General features: G+C 61.3%; 14 protein-coding genes and 5 tRNA genes. 4 read left to right on the plus strand and 15 right to left on the minus strand.

Annotated elements, in window-relative coordinates; genetic code table 11:
* Positions 1 to 135 precede the first annotated feature (135 nt).
* The 10 genes from rplL to ACLKMW_RS14010 form a co-directional block, all read right to left on the minus strand.
* Complete coding sequence (gene rplL / locus ACLKMW_RS13965; protein WP_415725068.1) at positions 136 to 516, minus strand: 50S ribosomal protein L7/L12; 381 nt, start codon at positions 514 to 516, stop codon at positions 136 to 138.
* 53 nt (positions 517 to 569) lie between these two features.
* On the minus strand, positions 570 to 1,088 hold the full coding sequence (rplJ, locus tag ACLKMW_RS13970; protein WP_415725069.1) for a 50S ribosomal protein L10: 519 nt from the start codon (positions 1,086 to 1,088) through the stop codon (positions 570 to 572).
* A gap of 366 nt (positions 1,089 to 1,454) precedes the next feature.
* Positions 1,455 to 2,156 carry a 50S ribosomal protein L1 gene (rplA, locus tag ACLKMW_RS13975; RefSeq protein ID WP_415725070.1) on the minus strand — a complete coding sequence of 234 codons (702 nt, stop codon included), beginning with the start codon at positions 2,154 to 2,156 and terminating at the stop codon, positions 1,455 to 1,457.
* Positions 2,157 to 2,160: 4 nt separating this feature from the next.
* The gene (gene rplK / locus ACLKMW_RS13980; RefSeq protein ID WP_415725071.1) at positions 2,161 to 2,589 is read right to left on the minus strand and encodes a 50S ribosomal protein L11; all 429 of its coding nucleotides are present in this window, start codon (positions 2,587 to 2,589) and stop codon (positions 2,161 to 2,163) included.
* 156 nt (positions 2,590 to 2,745) lie between these two features.
* Positions 2,746 to 3,273 carry a transcription termination/antitermination protein NusG gene (gene nusG / locus ACLKMW_RS13985; protein WP_415725072.1) on the minus strand — a complete coding sequence of 176 codons (528 nt, stop codon included), beginning with the start codon at positions 3,271 to 3,273 and terminating at the stop codon, positions 2,746 to 2,748.
* Positions 3,274 to 3,301: 28 nt separating this feature from the next.
* The gene (gene secE / locus ACLKMW_RS13990) at positions 3,302 to 3,505 is read right to left on the minus strand and encodes a preprotein translocase subunit SecE (RefSeq protein ID WP_415725073.1); all 204 of its coding nucleotides are present in this window, start codon (positions 3,503 to 3,505) and stop codon (positions 3,302 to 3,304) included.
* Positions 3,506 to 3,970: 465 nt separating this feature from the next.
* Positions 3,971 to 4,046 (minus strand) — tRNA-Trp (locus tag ACLKMW_RS13995).
* A gap of 236 nt (positions 4,047 to 4,282) precedes the next feature.
* Positions 4,283 to 5,458 carry an elongation factor Tu gene (gene tuf / locus ACLKMW_RS14000; protein WP_415725062.1) on the minus strand — a complete coding sequence of 392 codons (1,176 nt, stop codon included), beginning with the start codon at positions 5,456 to 5,458 and terminating at the stop codon, positions 4,283 to 4,285.
* Positions 5,459 to 5,648: 190 nt separating this feature from the next.
* Positions 5,649 to 5,722, minus strand: a tRNA-Gly gene (locus ACLKMW_RS14005).
* 37 nt (positions 5,723 to 5,759) lie between these two features.
* A tRNA-Tyr gene (locus ACLKMW_RS14010) sits at positions 5,760 to 5,844 on the minus strand.
* Positions 5,845 to 6,112: 268 nt separating this feature from the next.
* Here ACLKMW_RS14010 and ACLKMW_RS14015 point away from each other — a divergent pair.
* Positions 6,113 to 6,976 (plus strand): TrmH family RNA methyltransferase, encoded by an 864-nt coding sequence (locus tag ACLKMW_RS14015; protein WP_415725074.1) that lies wholly within the window; start codon positions 6,113 to 6,115, stop codon positions 6,974 to 6,976.
* Between the two features lie 38 nt (positions 6,977 to 7,014).
* On the opposite strand, the gene otnI is transcribed toward ACLKMW_RS14015, so the two are convergent.
* Positions 7,015 to 7,824 carry a 2-oxo-tetronate isomerase gene (otnI, locus tag ACLKMW_RS14020; RefSeq protein WP_415725075.1) on the minus strand — a complete coding sequence of 270 codons (810 nt, stop codon included), beginning with the start codon at positions 7,822 to 7,824 and terminating at the stop codon, positions 7,015 to 7,017.
* A gap of 296 nt (positions 7,825 to 8,120) precedes the next feature.
* On the opposite strand from otnI, the gene ACLKMW_RS14025 reads away from it, so the two are divergent.
* Entirely contained in the window at positions 8,121 to 8,423 is a 303-nt protein-coding gene (locus ACLKMW_RS14025; RefSeq protein WP_415725076.1) for an IclR family transcriptional regulator domain-containing protein, read from the plus strand.
* Between the two features lie 133 nt (positions 8,424 to 8,556).
* On the opposite strand, the gene ACLKMW_RS14030 is transcribed toward ACLKMW_RS14025, so the two are convergent.
* A tRNA-Asp gene (locus tag ACLKMW_RS14030) sits at positions 8,557 to 8,633 on the minus strand.
* 214 nt (positions 8,634 to 8,847) lie between these two features.
* On the opposite strand from ACLKMW_RS14030, the gene ACLKMW_RS14035 reads away from it, so the two are divergent.
* Positions 8,848 to 8,923: transfer RNA gene (locus ACLKMW_RS14035), tRNA-Val, on the plus strand.
* Positions 8,924 to 9,044: 121 nt separating this feature from the next.
* On the opposite strand, the gene ACLKMW_RS14040 is transcribed toward ACLKMW_RS14035, so the two are convergent.
* The gene (locus ACLKMW_RS14040; protein WP_415725077.1) at positions 9,045 to 11,231 is read right to left on the minus strand and encodes a heavy metal translocating P-type ATPase; all 2,187 of its coding nucleotides are present in this window, start codon (positions 11,229 to 11,231) and stop codon (positions 9,045 to 9,047) included.
* An 84-nt stretch (positions 11,232 to 11,315) separates the two neighbouring features.
* Complete coding sequence (locus ACLKMW_RS14045) at positions 11,316 to 11,801, minus strand: methyltransferase family protein (RefSeq protein WP_415725078.1); 486 nt, start codon at positions 11,799 to 11,801, stop codon at positions 11,316 to 11,318.
* A 74-nt stretch (positions 11,802 to 11,875) separates the two neighbouring features.
* Between ACLKMW_RS14045 and ACLKMW_RS14050 the strand changes: the two genes are divergently transcribed.
* Positions 11,876 to 12,289: a MerR family transcriptional regulator gene (locus tag ACLKMW_RS14050; protein WP_415725079.1), complete on the plus strand. Its 414-nt coding sequence runs from the start codon at positions 11,876 to 11,878 to the stop codon at positions 12,287 to 12,289.
* 229 nt (positions 12,290 to 12,518) lie between these two features.
* Here the strand turns inward: ACLKMW_RS14050 and ACLKMW_RS14055 are convergent.
* Positions 12,519 to 12,715 (minus strand): FCD domain-containing protein (locus tag ACLKMW_RS14055; RefSeq protein WP_415725080.1); only part of this gene is annotated, 197 nt, incomplete at its 5' end.

Genomic DNA, 12,715 nt, shown 5'->3' on the forward strand with positions numbered 1-12,715 from the left:
CCGCCGACGGTTCTTCTGAAACGGGCAAAAACCCGTTTCCTGAAAGCCGTTTTCGGCCCTCAGGAAAGAGGTTTCCAATCAGTTCCCGCCACGCGGGCCGGCGAGCGGCAAGCCGCCCGCCGAAACCCTGGGTACTTACTTCAGTTCGACCTTGGCGCCGGCTGCTTCGAGCTGGGCCTTGATCTTCTCGGCGTCCGCCTTGGCAACGCCTTCCTTGACCGGCTTCGGCGCAGCCTCGACCAGATCCTTGGCTTCCTTCAGGCCGAGACCGGTGATGGCGCGCACTTCCTTGATCACGTTGATCTTCTGGGCGCCGGCGTCGGCGAGAACGACGTCGAATTCGGTCTTCTCTTCTTCCGGAGCAGCAGCAGCGGCAGCGCCACCGCCAGCAGCGGCAACAGCAACCGGAGCGGCAGCCGAAACGCCCCACTTCTCTTCCAGGAGCTTGGAGAGCTCAGCCGCCTCGAGGACGGTCAGGCTCGACAGGTCGTCTACGATCTTTGCGAGATCAGCCATTTTTCATTTTCCTTTAAAGTTCGAACACATGTTGATGACAGCGAGGAACGGCCTCATGCCGCCTCGTCCTTCCGGGCATAGGCGCCGAATACGCGGGCAAGCTGGCCTGCCGGTGCGTTGACGACCTGGGCGATCCTGGTCGCCGGCGTGGAAATCATGCCGACGATCTTGGCGCGAAGTTCGTCGAGCGACGGCATGGTGGCCAAGGCCTTCACACCATCGGCATCGAGCGAGGTCGAGCCCATTGCGCCGCCGAGAATGACAAGCTTGCCATTTCCCTTGGCGAAATCGGACGCGACCTTCGGCGCCGCAACCGGATCTTCCGAATAGGCGATCAGCGTCTGTCCCTTGAACAGATCGACGATGCCTTCGGATTCCGTGCCCTGAAGAGCGATTTTGGCGAGGCGGTTCTTCGCGACTTTGACGGTGCCGCCGGCTGCACGCATTTTCGACCGCAGGTCGTTCATTTGCGCAACGGTGATACCGGCATAGTGGGCCACGACGACTGAACCGGCGTTCGAGAACGCTTCATTCAGGCCCGTGACGAGTTCGCGTTTTTCCGCTCTGTCCACTGCCTATCTCCAGTTGACAACCGCTTCACTCGAAACGGCCATCGGGTTGCCTTTTGCCGGGCGGGCGATCCAGACTTCCAGATCTCCCGAACGGCGCTCGAGGATCCTGCCCCCTTTCGCCACACCGGCCGACATTGGCGTCGCCCCGATGCGCAGACAAAAGGCAAACACGGTTCGAACCTTTCATTGGAGCTTGAGGCTCCGTTGTCGGGTCTTCACCCGTCTCATGCAGGCCCATATGAATTAAGGCGAGCCGCCTGCAATCTCGGACAGGATGCGCGGAAGTTTTCACCTCCGCTATCCAGGCCCCATAAGGCCCGGAATTCTTCACATGGTCAGCCCGTTACGAGCCGACCTTCAACCGGCTCACGATGCCTGGGCGATCGTTGCCAGATCAAGCTTCAGGCCCGGACCCATGGTCGAGCTGACTGAAACCCTCTTGACGTAGACACCCTTGGCGCCGGCAGGCTTGGCCTTGTTAACCGCATCGGCGAAGGCACAGATGTTTTCTTCCAGCGCCTTGACGTCGAAAGACACTTTGCCGACGCCGCCATGCACGATGCCGGCCTTCTCGACGCGAAACTCGACGGCGCCGCCCTTGGAGGCCTTCACAGCACCGGCGATATCGGTGGTGACAGTGCCAACCTTGGGATTCGGCATCATGCCGCGCGGGCCGAGAATCTTGCCCAGACGGCCGACCAGCGGCATCATATCGGGCGTGGCGATGCAGCGGTCGAAATTGATTTCGCCCTTCTGCACGATCTCGAGAAGGTCTTCGGCTCCGACGATGTCGGCACCCGCGGCACGAGCTTCATCGGCCTTGGCATCCTTGGCGAACACAGCCACGCGCACGGTGCGCCCGGTGCCGTTCGGCAGATTGACGACGCCACGCACCATCTGGTCGGCATGACGCGGATCGACGCCCAGGTTCATGGCGATTTCGACCGTCTCGTCAAACTTGACCGACGACCGCTCCTTGAGCAGCTTCAGCGCCTCGCCGAGGTCGTAAGCCTTGTTGGCGTCGATGCCCTCGCGGGACTTTGCTACGCGCTTTGCAATCTTTGCCATGATCTCAGCCCACCACTTCCAGGCCCATCGAGCGGGCGGAACCCTCGACCATGCGCATCGCCGCCTCGACGTCGTTCGCGTTCAGGTCCTTCATCTTTGCTTCGGCGATCTCGCGCACCTTGTCGCGGCTGATCTGGCCGGCCTTGGCCTTGCCAGGCTCCTTCGAGCCCGACTTCAGGTTGGCGGCCTTCTTGAGGAAGAAGGTCACCGGCGGCGTCTTCATGACGAAGGTGAACGACTTGTCCTGATAGTAGGTGATCACGACCGGAATCGGCGATCCCTTCTCCATCTCCTGGCTCTGCGCGTTGAACGCCTTGCAGAATTCCATGATATTGATGCCACGCTGACCAAGCGCAGGACCGATCGGGGGCGACGGCGTCGCCGAACCCGCGGGAACCTGAAGCTTGAGCTGGCCCGCAACTTTCTTAGCCATCTCTAATCTGCCTTGTCTTAGAGCCGGACGATCCCGGCGGTTGCAGTCTGGTGGTCCGGTCGATGCGGCCGGCTAAGCCAGCACCTTCCTCCCACCGCTTCGACGGAGAGCTCGCGCCCCGCCGCGCCCGCCGCCAAGCTGGCGGCAGTTTTCGGATCAGCCTTTTTCGACTTGTCCGAACTCCAGATCCACAGGCACGGCGCGCCCGAAGATCGAAACTTCCACCTTGAGCCGCGCCCGCTCCTCGTCCACTTCCTGGACGAACCCGTTGAACGACGCGAAAGGCCCGTCCGAAACGCGAATCTGCTCGCCGATCTCGAAAGTGACCGACGGCCTCGGCCTCTCGACCCCTTCCTGCACCTGGTGAAGGATGCGGTCCGCTTCCTTGTCGGTGATCGGAACCGGCTTCGAATCGCCAAGGAATCCCGTGACCTTCGGCGTGTTCTTGATCAGGCTGAACACCGCGTCGGTCAGATTGGCACGAACCAGCACGTAGCCGGGGAAGAACTTGCGCTCCGCATCGACCTTTCGGCCGCGGCGCACTTCAACCACCTTTTCGGTCGGAACGACGATCTGCTCGATCAGGTCGCTCAGACCCTTCTGCCTCGCCTTGTGCTCGATATCTTCGGCAACCTTCTTCTCGAAATTCGAGTAGGCATGGACGATGTACCAGCGCGCAGTCATCTTGGATGCTTCTCCGTAATCGCTGAGTTCAGCGGCCGATGCCGAGGATCAATTCGACCGCGAAGGCCATTAACTGGTCTGCAGCGAAGAAAAAGGCCATCGTCAGCACCGAGAACACAAGAACCATGATCGTTGAGATCACCGTCTCGCGCCGCGAAGGCCAGGTCACCTTCGCCGTCTCCGACCTGACCTGCTGGAGAAAGGTAAAAGGATTGGTGGTTTTTGACGCCATATGCCGCTCTGCTTTCGAAAGCCCTTGAGGTGGGCCTTTCTGGACGCTCCCGTTGGCCGGGCAATTCTCTGCGTGACACCAAAACCGCCGCGAATCAGCGCTGTGTTCGGCCCATGCATTTCGGGCGCGTAAAGCCGGCTACCCAGCTCCACGCGCCGCGTGTCTGTTTCCTCTACATAAAACCGATTTCGCGCACTTGCAAGTGCTAAACCCATCCTGCCTGTCAAACATCGTCGAAAGACGATAGACCGCAATCAACGTGCACCGCTTGCCTCGACCAGGTACCGGCAACGCGGCAGGCGCCACATTCAGAAATTGGACGCCCTGACCATGCCGGACTCTTGAGCGCTACTTTGATCGCGGTGGCCTTGCCCTCTGCATTTCAGCGGAGATTCGTCAGTAATCAATGATCCGGCGCATCCAATTGCGCTGCGTCTCAAAAGACAAATGGCAAGGGAATTGAAATGGCAGGGGCAACAGGGCTCGAACCTGTGACCTGCGGTTTTGGAGACCGCCGCTCTACCAACTGAGCTATACCCCTATCGCGGCTGCGTTCATTTCACAAACGTCGCGACGTTTCAAGTGCCGAAGCCATGCTTCGGGCGCTGCAATCCCGCTTTATATCGACCGGGATGCTGAAGCCTTGGTTCCATCAGGAGCGGGTGACCAAAGCCACCCTCTCCATAAACCGAAATTCCCAAGACGTGCCGCCGTAGCGGCCTGCAAACGCGCGGAGCGCGTTTGCAACGTTGTTCGCGGCCGGTAGCCGCGTATCGATTATTCCGTGATCGAGACGACGACGCCGGCGCCGACGGTGCGGCCGCCCTCGCGGATGGCGAAGCGCAGCTTCTCTTCCATGGCGATCGGCACGATCAGCTCGACGTCGACCGTCACATTGTCGCCCGGCATCACCATCTCGGTGCCTTCCGCCAGCTGCACGATGCCGGTCACGTCGGTCGTGCGGAAATAGAACTGCGGCCGGTAGTTGGTAAAGAACGGCGTGTGGCGGCCGCCCTCGTCCTTGGTCAGGATGTAGGCCTCGGCCTTGAACTTCTTGTGCGGCTTGACCGAGCCCGGCTTGGCCAGAACCTGGCCGCGCTCGACCCCGTCACGGTCCACACCGCGCAGCAGCGCGCCGATGTTGTCGCCGGCCTGGCCCTGGTCGAGCAGCTTGCGGAACATCTCGACGCCCGTGCAGGTCGTCTTCGTCGTCGGCCGGATGCCGACGATCTCCAGCTCCTCGCCGACCTTGACGATGCCGCGCTCGACGCGGCCCGTCACCACCGTGCCGCGGCCCGAGATCGAGAACACGTCCTCGATCGGCATCAGGAACGGCTGGTCGACCGGACGCTCCGGCGTCGGGATGTAGCTGTCGACCGCTTCCATCAGCGCGCGGATCGCATCCTCGCCCAGCTTCTTGTCACTGTCTTCAAGCGCCGCCAGCGCCGAGCCCTTGACGATCGGAATATCGTCGCCCGGGAACTCGTTCTTCGACAACAGCTCGCGCACCTCGAGCTCGACCAGCTCCAGAAGCTCGGCATCGTCGACCTGGTCGACCTTGTTCAAAAACACCACGATCGACGGCACGCCGACCTGGCGCGCCAGAAGGATGTGCTCGCGCGTCTGCGGCATTGGGCCGTCGGCGGCCGAAACCACCAGGATCGCCCCGTCCATCTGCGCCGCACCGGTGATCATGTTCTTCACATAGTCGGCGTGGCCCGGGCAGTCGACATGCGCATAGTGGCGGTTGGCCGTCTCGTACTCAACATGCGAGGTCGAAATGGTGATGCCGCGCGCCTTCTCCTCCGGCGCCGCGTCGATCTGGTCGTACGCCTTGAAATCCCCGAAATACTTCGTGATCGCAGCCGTCAACGACGTCTTGCCATGGTCGACGTGACCAATCGTGCCAATGTTCACATGCGGCTTGGTGCGCTCGAATTTACTCTTAGCCATCGTTTACTTTCCTTGGCGGCGGGAACTTCGGTTTGGGTTCGAATGCGGGCGATTAGCGACAAAGGCCAAAAAACACAAGAGTCTTTTGCCCGCACCTTGCCTGTTTGCGATGAAACGGCCGCGATTGAGTGATCGCCGTCCATATGGGACGTTTTGCTGGAAATGGAATAGCCGTCCGACCTTGGAGTTCTGGAGCGGGTAGCGGGAATCGAACCCGCATATTCAGCTTGGAAGGCTGCTGCTCTACCATTGAGCTATACCCGCGTGTTCCAGGTACCGCGCGCTTCACGTTTCCGGCCGGTGGTGGAGGGGGCTGGATTCGAACCAGCGTAGGCTTAGCCAACGGATTTACAGTCCGTCTCCTTTAACCACTCGGACACCCCTCCAATTGCGGCCGGGAGCCGTGCAGCGAGGCATTGTGCGAAAGGTCCGTCATTCCGTCATGAAGACGACCGGGCACCCAAGCCTTGCGAAGCGCCTTATGGCGTCAAGGCAAAACACTGTCAACCGCGCTGTCGGCTATGTTTCAGAAAAGTTGCGGACTTTTCCAACAAGACCATGCGCCTGGACGAGAAAACCGGTTCGACGCGCAAAGCCCGCCTGCGTTTCACAAGCGCCATATCCAAACGGCGAGCACCCGGCTATAGAGCTCCAATGACCGACGACAAGAAATCCGGAACGCCCAAAGACACGCACTACGCCAGATTGCGGCGCAGCTACCGCGACCAGAAAGCCGGCGGCCCGCCCGCCTTTCGGCCCAAAAAGCCTCTGCCGCCCGGCGAAGCAGCACCGGACGGGCTGCTGCGGCTCTATGGCCTGCATACGGTGCGTGCGGCAATCGACAACCCGCGCCGAACAATCCGCAAAATGCTTGTTACCCGCAACGCGCTGGAGCGGCTCGAAATCGCCGACACCTCCGCCCTGCCCTTTCCCGTCGAGATCGTCGAGCCGCGCGACATCGACAAGATCACCGGCACGGATGCGGTCCATCAGGGCGCGCTGATCGAAGCCAAACCACTGAAGCCGAAGGCACTCAGCGCGCTGGGCGAAACCTCACTGGTGCTGGTGCTTGATCAGGTGACGGACCCGCACAATGTCGGCGCCATCATCCGTTCCGCCGTTGCTTTCGGCGCGGGCGCGCTGATCACCACCTCGCGCCACAGCGCGCATGAATCGGGCGTGCTGGCGAAATCGGCTTCAGGCGCGCTGGAACATATCGATCTGATCGAGGTGCGAAACCTGGCCGAAGCACTCGCCGAACTGCACGAAGCCGGTTTTCAGACCATCGGCCTCGATTCGGAAGGTCCCGAAGATCTGGAAAAATCCCTCGACGGCACCAGAATCGCTCTCGTGCTCGGCGCCGAAGGCAAGGGACTGCGACAAAAGACGCGCGAGACCGTTTCCGTACTCGCCCGGCTCGACATGCCCGGCGCGATCCGCTCGCTCAACGTGTCGAATGCGGCGGCGGTGTCGCTTTACGCGGCGAGGAAGCACCTGGGGATAGCGAATAGGGAATAGCGAATGGCGAGTAGGGCCAATCCCCTACTCACTACTCGCTACTCACCACAACTAGCCGCAGCACTTTTCCCGACAGCAAATTCTCTGAACCAGCCGAGCCCCTCGACCGTGCCGGCCTTGGGCTTGTATTCGGCACCCACCCAGCCGGCATAGCCGATCCGGTCCAGATGCTCGTAGAGGAACGGACAGTTGATCTCGCCCGTACCGGGTTCGTGGCGACCGGGATTGTCGGCAAGCTGGATATGCGCGATGCGGCCGAGATTGGCCTCGATCGTGCGGGCGAGATCCCCCTCCATGATCTGCATGTGGTAGATATCGTACTGCAGATAGAGATTGTCGGAGCCGACGCGCTCGATGATGTCGAGTGCCTGCTTGGTATTCGTCAGGAAGAAACCCGGAATGTCGCGCGTATTGATCGGCTCGATCAGCAGCTTGATGCCGGCTGCCTTCAGCTTTTCGGCCGCAAAGCGGAGATTTTCAATGAACACCGTCTCCAATGAGGCGTGATCCACATTCTTAGGCGCGATACCGGCGAGACAGTTGACCTGGCTGCACCCCAGCGCCTTGGCATAGGTAATCGCCGTATCGACGCCCTTGCGGAACTCATTGATGCGATCCGGCAGCACGGCGATGCCGCGCTCGCCCTTGGCCCAGTCGCCGGGCGGCAGGTTGAACAGCACCTGCACCAGCCCGTTCTGCTTCAGGCGTGCGGCAACCGTCTCCGGCTCGTGGTCGTAAGGCGCAATATATTCCACGCCGACAAAGCCGGACTTCGCCGCTGCATCGAAGCGATCGAGAAAATCGTGCTCCGTAAAGAGCATGGAAAGATTGGCTGAAAAACGCGGCATGGTCTTCCTCATCTGTCAGTCGAGCAGCGTGACCGCCGTCGGCGCATCTTCGTTTCGTTCGACAAGTTCCTCGAACGCGACGATATTGTCGATTTCCGTGCCATGGAAATATTCGTCACCCCCTCCAGGATGAATTCAAACACCACGGCACCTGGTATTCCATCATCAGCCGCTCGGCCTCGGCGAAGGCGCGATTCGTGCCTTCTTTCAGCCAGGCACCCGCAGCCTCTTGCATGCGTCTCTGGCATAGGCAAGGCGATCCTCGCCTACCTGCCGCCCGATCGTGCAGCTCAATCGTGCGCAAGGCGGGTCTCGAAGCCTATACGCAAAAGACGTTGGTCGACACAGACGCCCTCGCCCGCGATCTCGCCGCAACAAGGTCGCGCGGCTGGTCGATAGACGACGGAGAGCGTTATCCAGGTATGCGCTGCGTGGCAGCCGCCATCTTCAACGAATTTGGCGAATCGCTGGCGGGCATTGCCGTGTCGGGACCATCGGCCCGCATCACTCCCGATCGCGTCGCGCAGATCGGCCCGCTGGTCGGCAAGGCAGCGGCAGCGGTGACCGCGCTGATCGGCGGCGCCGCACCGTCTCCTTAGCCGGCCACTTGAATGAAGTTCAAGGGATCCGCAGCCGCAATCGCAACGGCGTCCCTTGCCGAGGGTCAACCGCCGACTTCGCATAGAGCAGCGAGAAGCCTGCGAAAGATCGTTGCTAAAGCCTTGAAAAGAATGGCGCGAGTGACGGGGCTCGAACCCGCGACCTCCGGCGTGACAGGCCGGCACTCTAACCGACTGAGCTACACCCGCGCACTGACGCTGCAACGAACCGTGCCGCGTCGTGGGCTGGCATTAAGGGGTTCGGCAGTGAGTGTCAAGCGGCCCGAAGCGCCATTTCCAACAATCGTCGAAAGGTTTTCGCACTTCGGCCTCCAACGGCGACACTACAGGGGACGGGCCTGAAAAAAGGCGTCAATTCACCTTGCGGATCGTCAACGAACCGCTTACACGTTCGCCGTTCAAAGGGCGATTAGCTCAGCTGGTAGAGCGCTTCGTTTACACCGAAGATGTCGGCGGTTCGAGTCCGTCATCGCCCACCATCCTTCAATCGAATATATGAAGCGGGGCGGCAGAGCCGCTTGAAGGCTCCACCACCCGAATTGCAGTCTCTCGAAACACCGGATTAAATTTCGGCCCTATGTTTCTGAACTCTGTTCCCTGTCAGCCACGCCCCCACCGCAAAAGGCGCATGGCGTTCGCGGTGACGAGAACCGTCGCGCCGGTATCGGCGAGGATTGCGGGCCAAAGTCCGGTGACACCCACCACGGTCGTTACCAGGAATACCGCCTTGAGACCGAGGGCAACGGCGATGTTCTGCTTGATGTTCGCCATCACGGTGCGCGACAGCCGGACCATGCGCGAAACATCTTCGACACGTCCGTGAAGGATTGCCGCATCCGCCGTCTCGAGTGCGACATCGGTGCCGCCGCCCATCGCGATCCCGATGTCGGCGGCCGCAAGGGCCGGAGCGTCATTGATGCCATCGCCGACCTTGGCGACCGTCAGGCCCTGTTTCTGCAGTTCTGCGACGATCCGCTGCTTGTCCTGCGGCAGGAGTTCGGCACGCGGCTCGATTCCCAGGCCGCCCGCAATCGCCTCGGCCGTCTTCCGGTTGTCTCCGGTCAGCATGACCGTCCGAATGCCCTGAGCTTTGAGCGCCGCCAATCCGGCCTTGGCGTCGGCTCTCGGCTCGTCGCGCATTGCAATCAGGCCCGCCACCTTGTCGTCGGCCAACAACACTGACACCGTCTTGCCCTGGCCATTCAGCGCCTCGATTCGGGAAACCTGTTCCGGTGCAAGGACCACGCGTTCGCCCGCCGCCTGGCTTGACGCGAGAAACACCTGCACGCCGCCGACATTGCCCTCAACGCCCTTTCCCGAGACGGCCTTCGCGCCAAATGCGGGAGGGACAGGAACCTTGTCGGCTTTGGCCCTTGCGACGATGGCAAGGGCCAAGGGATGGCTGGACCCCTGTTCGAGCGCCGCCGCCATGGAGAGCATCTCACGTTCCGTCCGGTCATATGCAACCAGATCGGTAACGACAGGTCTGCCTTCGGTCAGAGTGCCGGTCTTGTCGAATGCCACCGCCGTGATCTTGCCGAAGTTCTCCAGAACCGCACCGCCCTTCATCAGCAGCCCCCGGCGGGCACCTGCCGAAAGACCGGCGGCGATCGCGGCAGGGGTCGAGATGACCAACGCGCATGGACATCCAATCAGCAGGATTGCCAGCCCCTTGTAGATCCATTCGCTCCATCCCGCACCGAACAGCAGCGGCGGGAGCACGGCCACGAGCAAACCAACCACCAGGACACCCGGCGTATAGTAGCGGGAGAAACGGTCGATGAATCTCTCGGTCGGAGCCTTGCTTTCCTGGGCCTCCTCGACCAGACGGACAATGCGGGCGATCGTGTTGTCCTCAGCCGTCGCGGTGACACGGATCCTCAGCATGCCATCCGTGCTGATCGTTCCGGCGAAAACCGGGTCCTTTTCCGCCTTCCGCTTCGGGGTGCTTTCGCCGGTGACGGGGGCCTCGTCGACCTCGCTCGATCCCTCCACGATCTCGCCATCCGCCGGAATCCGGTCGCCGGGACGGACGAGGATCACATCGCCGACAGCAAGCAAACCTGCCGCAATCTCGACAGCCTCGCCGTTCCGCTCCACCAAAGCAGTCTTCGGCACAAGATCAGCCAAACCCTGAATGCTGGCGCGTGCCCTGCCCGCGGCCACGCCTTCGAGCATTTCGCCGACAAGGAAGAGAAGCACAACGGCCGCCGCTTCTTCCGTTGCGCCGATAAGCACCGCCCCAACGGCGGCGATCGTCATCAGGGTCTCGATTGAGAAGGGTGTCCCGGCAAACGCGGCAGTAACCGCCCGCCGTGCGACAGGGATCAGTCCTACCAGCAATGCCGCCAGAAATGCCCAGTGTTCAATTGCAGGGACGAGCTTGCCCAGCGTGTACGCCACCAACAGCGCCACGCCCGAGGCAATGGTCAGCAATGCGCGGCCCGACCGCCACCAGCGTTCGTCGCTGCTTGTATGCGAGCCTCCATGAGAGTGATCATGCGCGCGCCCGTGCGAGTGATCATGGGTGCATTGGCCGATGTCTTCGGCATGCGCTGCTCCCCCTTCGGAAGGCGTGACCTTGTAGCCCAATCTCGACACCTGACGGACAATGACATTGTCCGTCACCGTGCCGCCATGGGTAACGGTCAGGCTCCCGTTTGTGACGGATACGGACACCTCCTCCACACCGGCGATCCGTCTGACGGCGGTCTCGATCTTCGTTGCGCAGGAGCCGCAGTCCATGCCGCTGACCCGGTAGCGCGTTCGAGTAGAGATGTTTTCCATGCTTGCATTCCTGAAAATTGTTCGGCAGCCGCCGACGCTACGTGCTCAACCGGCTGGAGTTTCAAGCCAAAGACGCGGCGGAGATCAAAGCCAGCGTCGTACGCGAGACTTGTAGTCGAGGTACTCGGCACCGAACTTCGCCGCGAGGTAGCGCTCCTCCCGAAGGATGACGCCATGGTGGATAGCCAGAACGGCAAGCGGAAGTAGCAGCAGCGCGGCCGGTCTATCGGCAAAGACCGCCACAGCGGCATAAGCCAACGCCATGCCGACATACATGGGATTGCGCGTATATCGATAGATGCCGTTGGTAACGATTGCTGTCGTCGGCTGCCAAGGTTCGGCACGGGTGCCGGCCCTGCGGAACCGACCGATCGCCCCCGCGAGAAAAAGCAACCCGGCGACAAAAAGAATGAAGGCGAACACCTGGCGCGGAGATGTAGCGAGTGCCATCGAGCTTTCCGCGACGTAGCGGTCCACGAGAATTCCCGTGGCCAGCATGCTCGCAAAGACCCGCGGCGGCGGCGCGATCACACCGGGATTGTCTGGAGTTGGAATATTCGGAGAACTCATGTGCCACCTGTTGCCATTGCTTTCCACGCAACCTAATTGCTCTAGTAGCTAGAGGTTCAAGAGGAAAAATGGCGATGTACTCGATCGGCGACCTGTCGCGGCGCACGGGCGTGAAAGTCCCAACCATCCGCTATTACGAACAAATGGGCTTGATAGATGTGCCCGAGCGGTCTGAAGGCAACCAGCGGCGGTTCGGGAGGGCGGAGCTGGAACGGCTGGCATTCATTCGTCACGCGCGCGATCTCGGCCTCACGATAGACGCCATCCGGCAATTGATCGAACTCAGCGGCCATGCGGACAGGCCGTGCGCGGATGCGGACCGAATTGCGAAGGAGCAGCTTGCCTCCGTCCGTGAGCGCATCGCGCGACTCCAGAAACTGGAGACGGAACTGGAGCGCATAGCCACCTGCTGCACCGGCGAGACCGTTGGCCACTGCTACGTCATCCGGGCGCTGTCGGACCACTCCTTGTGCGAACACGAACACTGAGGGTCACGAACCGGGCGTTGCGCTGTTAAACAGGTTGCCATCTCTGGCGGCGAGATCGGCGAGGCTTCGCGCTACTTGTCGGATGCTCTTGCCCACAGATGTTTCGCGCCCCGACATATCGGTCTCGCCCGTCAGCTTCGGCTTTCGGCGTCGGATGCTTGCGGACGAACCATCACACCTGTCGGCGTGCGACGTCGGGGCCCAACAGGTAAGCGTGCAGAGCGATTGTCTATTTCGGCTGCAGCGACTGCCGCGCGATACGCCAAGCCTGCTCAACATGGTGTCGGGCCGCCCGTTCCGCCGCATCGGCGTCGCGTGAGCGGATCGCGCTCATGATTTCAATCATCTCGGCAATAGCCGGCTCTCGACGATTTGCCGAAGCAATGGTCATCGAGCGAAGCTGGTTGATGCGGACATTCAACCCTT

Source organism: Borborobacter xinjiangensis (genome assembly GCF_047739745.1).
In the GTDB taxonomy this organism is placed as follows: Bacteria; Pseudomonadota; Alphaproteobacteria; order Rhizobiales; family Rhizobiaceae; genus Pseudaminobacter.

What these genes read in the sequence shown, in the direction of transcription:
- rplL (WP_415725068.1), bottom strand. Translation starts at nt 516, where the DNA reads ATGGCTGATCTCGCAAAGATCGTAGACGACCTGTCGAGCCTGACCGTC.
- rplA (WP_415725070.1), bottom strand. Translation starts at nt 2,156, where the DNA reads ATGGCAAAGATTGCAAAGCGCGTAGCAAAGTCCCGCGAGGGCATCGAC.
- rplK (WP_415725071.1), bottom strand. Translation starts at nt 2,589, where the DNA reads ATGGCTAAGAAAGTTGCGGGCCAGCTCAAGCTTCAGGTTCCCGCGGGT.
- nusG (WP_415725072.1), bottom strand. Translation starts at nt 3,273, where the DNA reads ATGACTGCGCGCTGGTACATCGTCCATGCCTACTCGAATTTCGAGAAG.
- secE (WP_415725073.1), bottom strand. Translation starts at nt 3,505, where the DNA reads ATGGCGTCAAAAACCACCAATCCTTTTACCTTTCTCCAGCAGGTCAGG.
- tuf (WP_415725062.1), bottom strand. Translation starts at nt 5,458, where the DNA reads ATGGCTAAGAGTAAATTCGAGCGCACCAAGCCGCATGTGAACATTGGC.
- ACLKMW_RS14015 (WP_415725074.1), top strand. Translation starts at nt 6,113, where the DNA reads ATGACCGACGACAAGAAATCCGGAACGCCCAAAGACACGCACTACGCC.
- otnI (WP_415725075.1), bottom strand. Translation starts at nt 7,824, where the DNA reads ATGCCGCGTTTTTCAGCCAATCTTTCCATGCTCTTTACGGAGCACGAT.
- ACLKMW_RS14040 (WP_415725077.1), bottom strand. Translation starts at nt 11,231, where the DNA reads ATGGAAAACATCTCTACTCGAACGCGCTACCGGGTCAGCGGCATGGAC.
- ACLKMW_RS14045 (WP_415725078.1), bottom strand. Translation starts at nt 11,801, where the DNA reads ATGAGTTCTCCGAATATTCCAACTCCAGACAATCCCGGTGTGATCGCG.
- ACLKMW_RS14050 (WP_415725079.1), top strand. Translation starts at nt 11,876, where the DNA reads ATGTACTCGATCGGCGACCTGTCGCGGCGCACGGGCGTGAAAGTCCCA.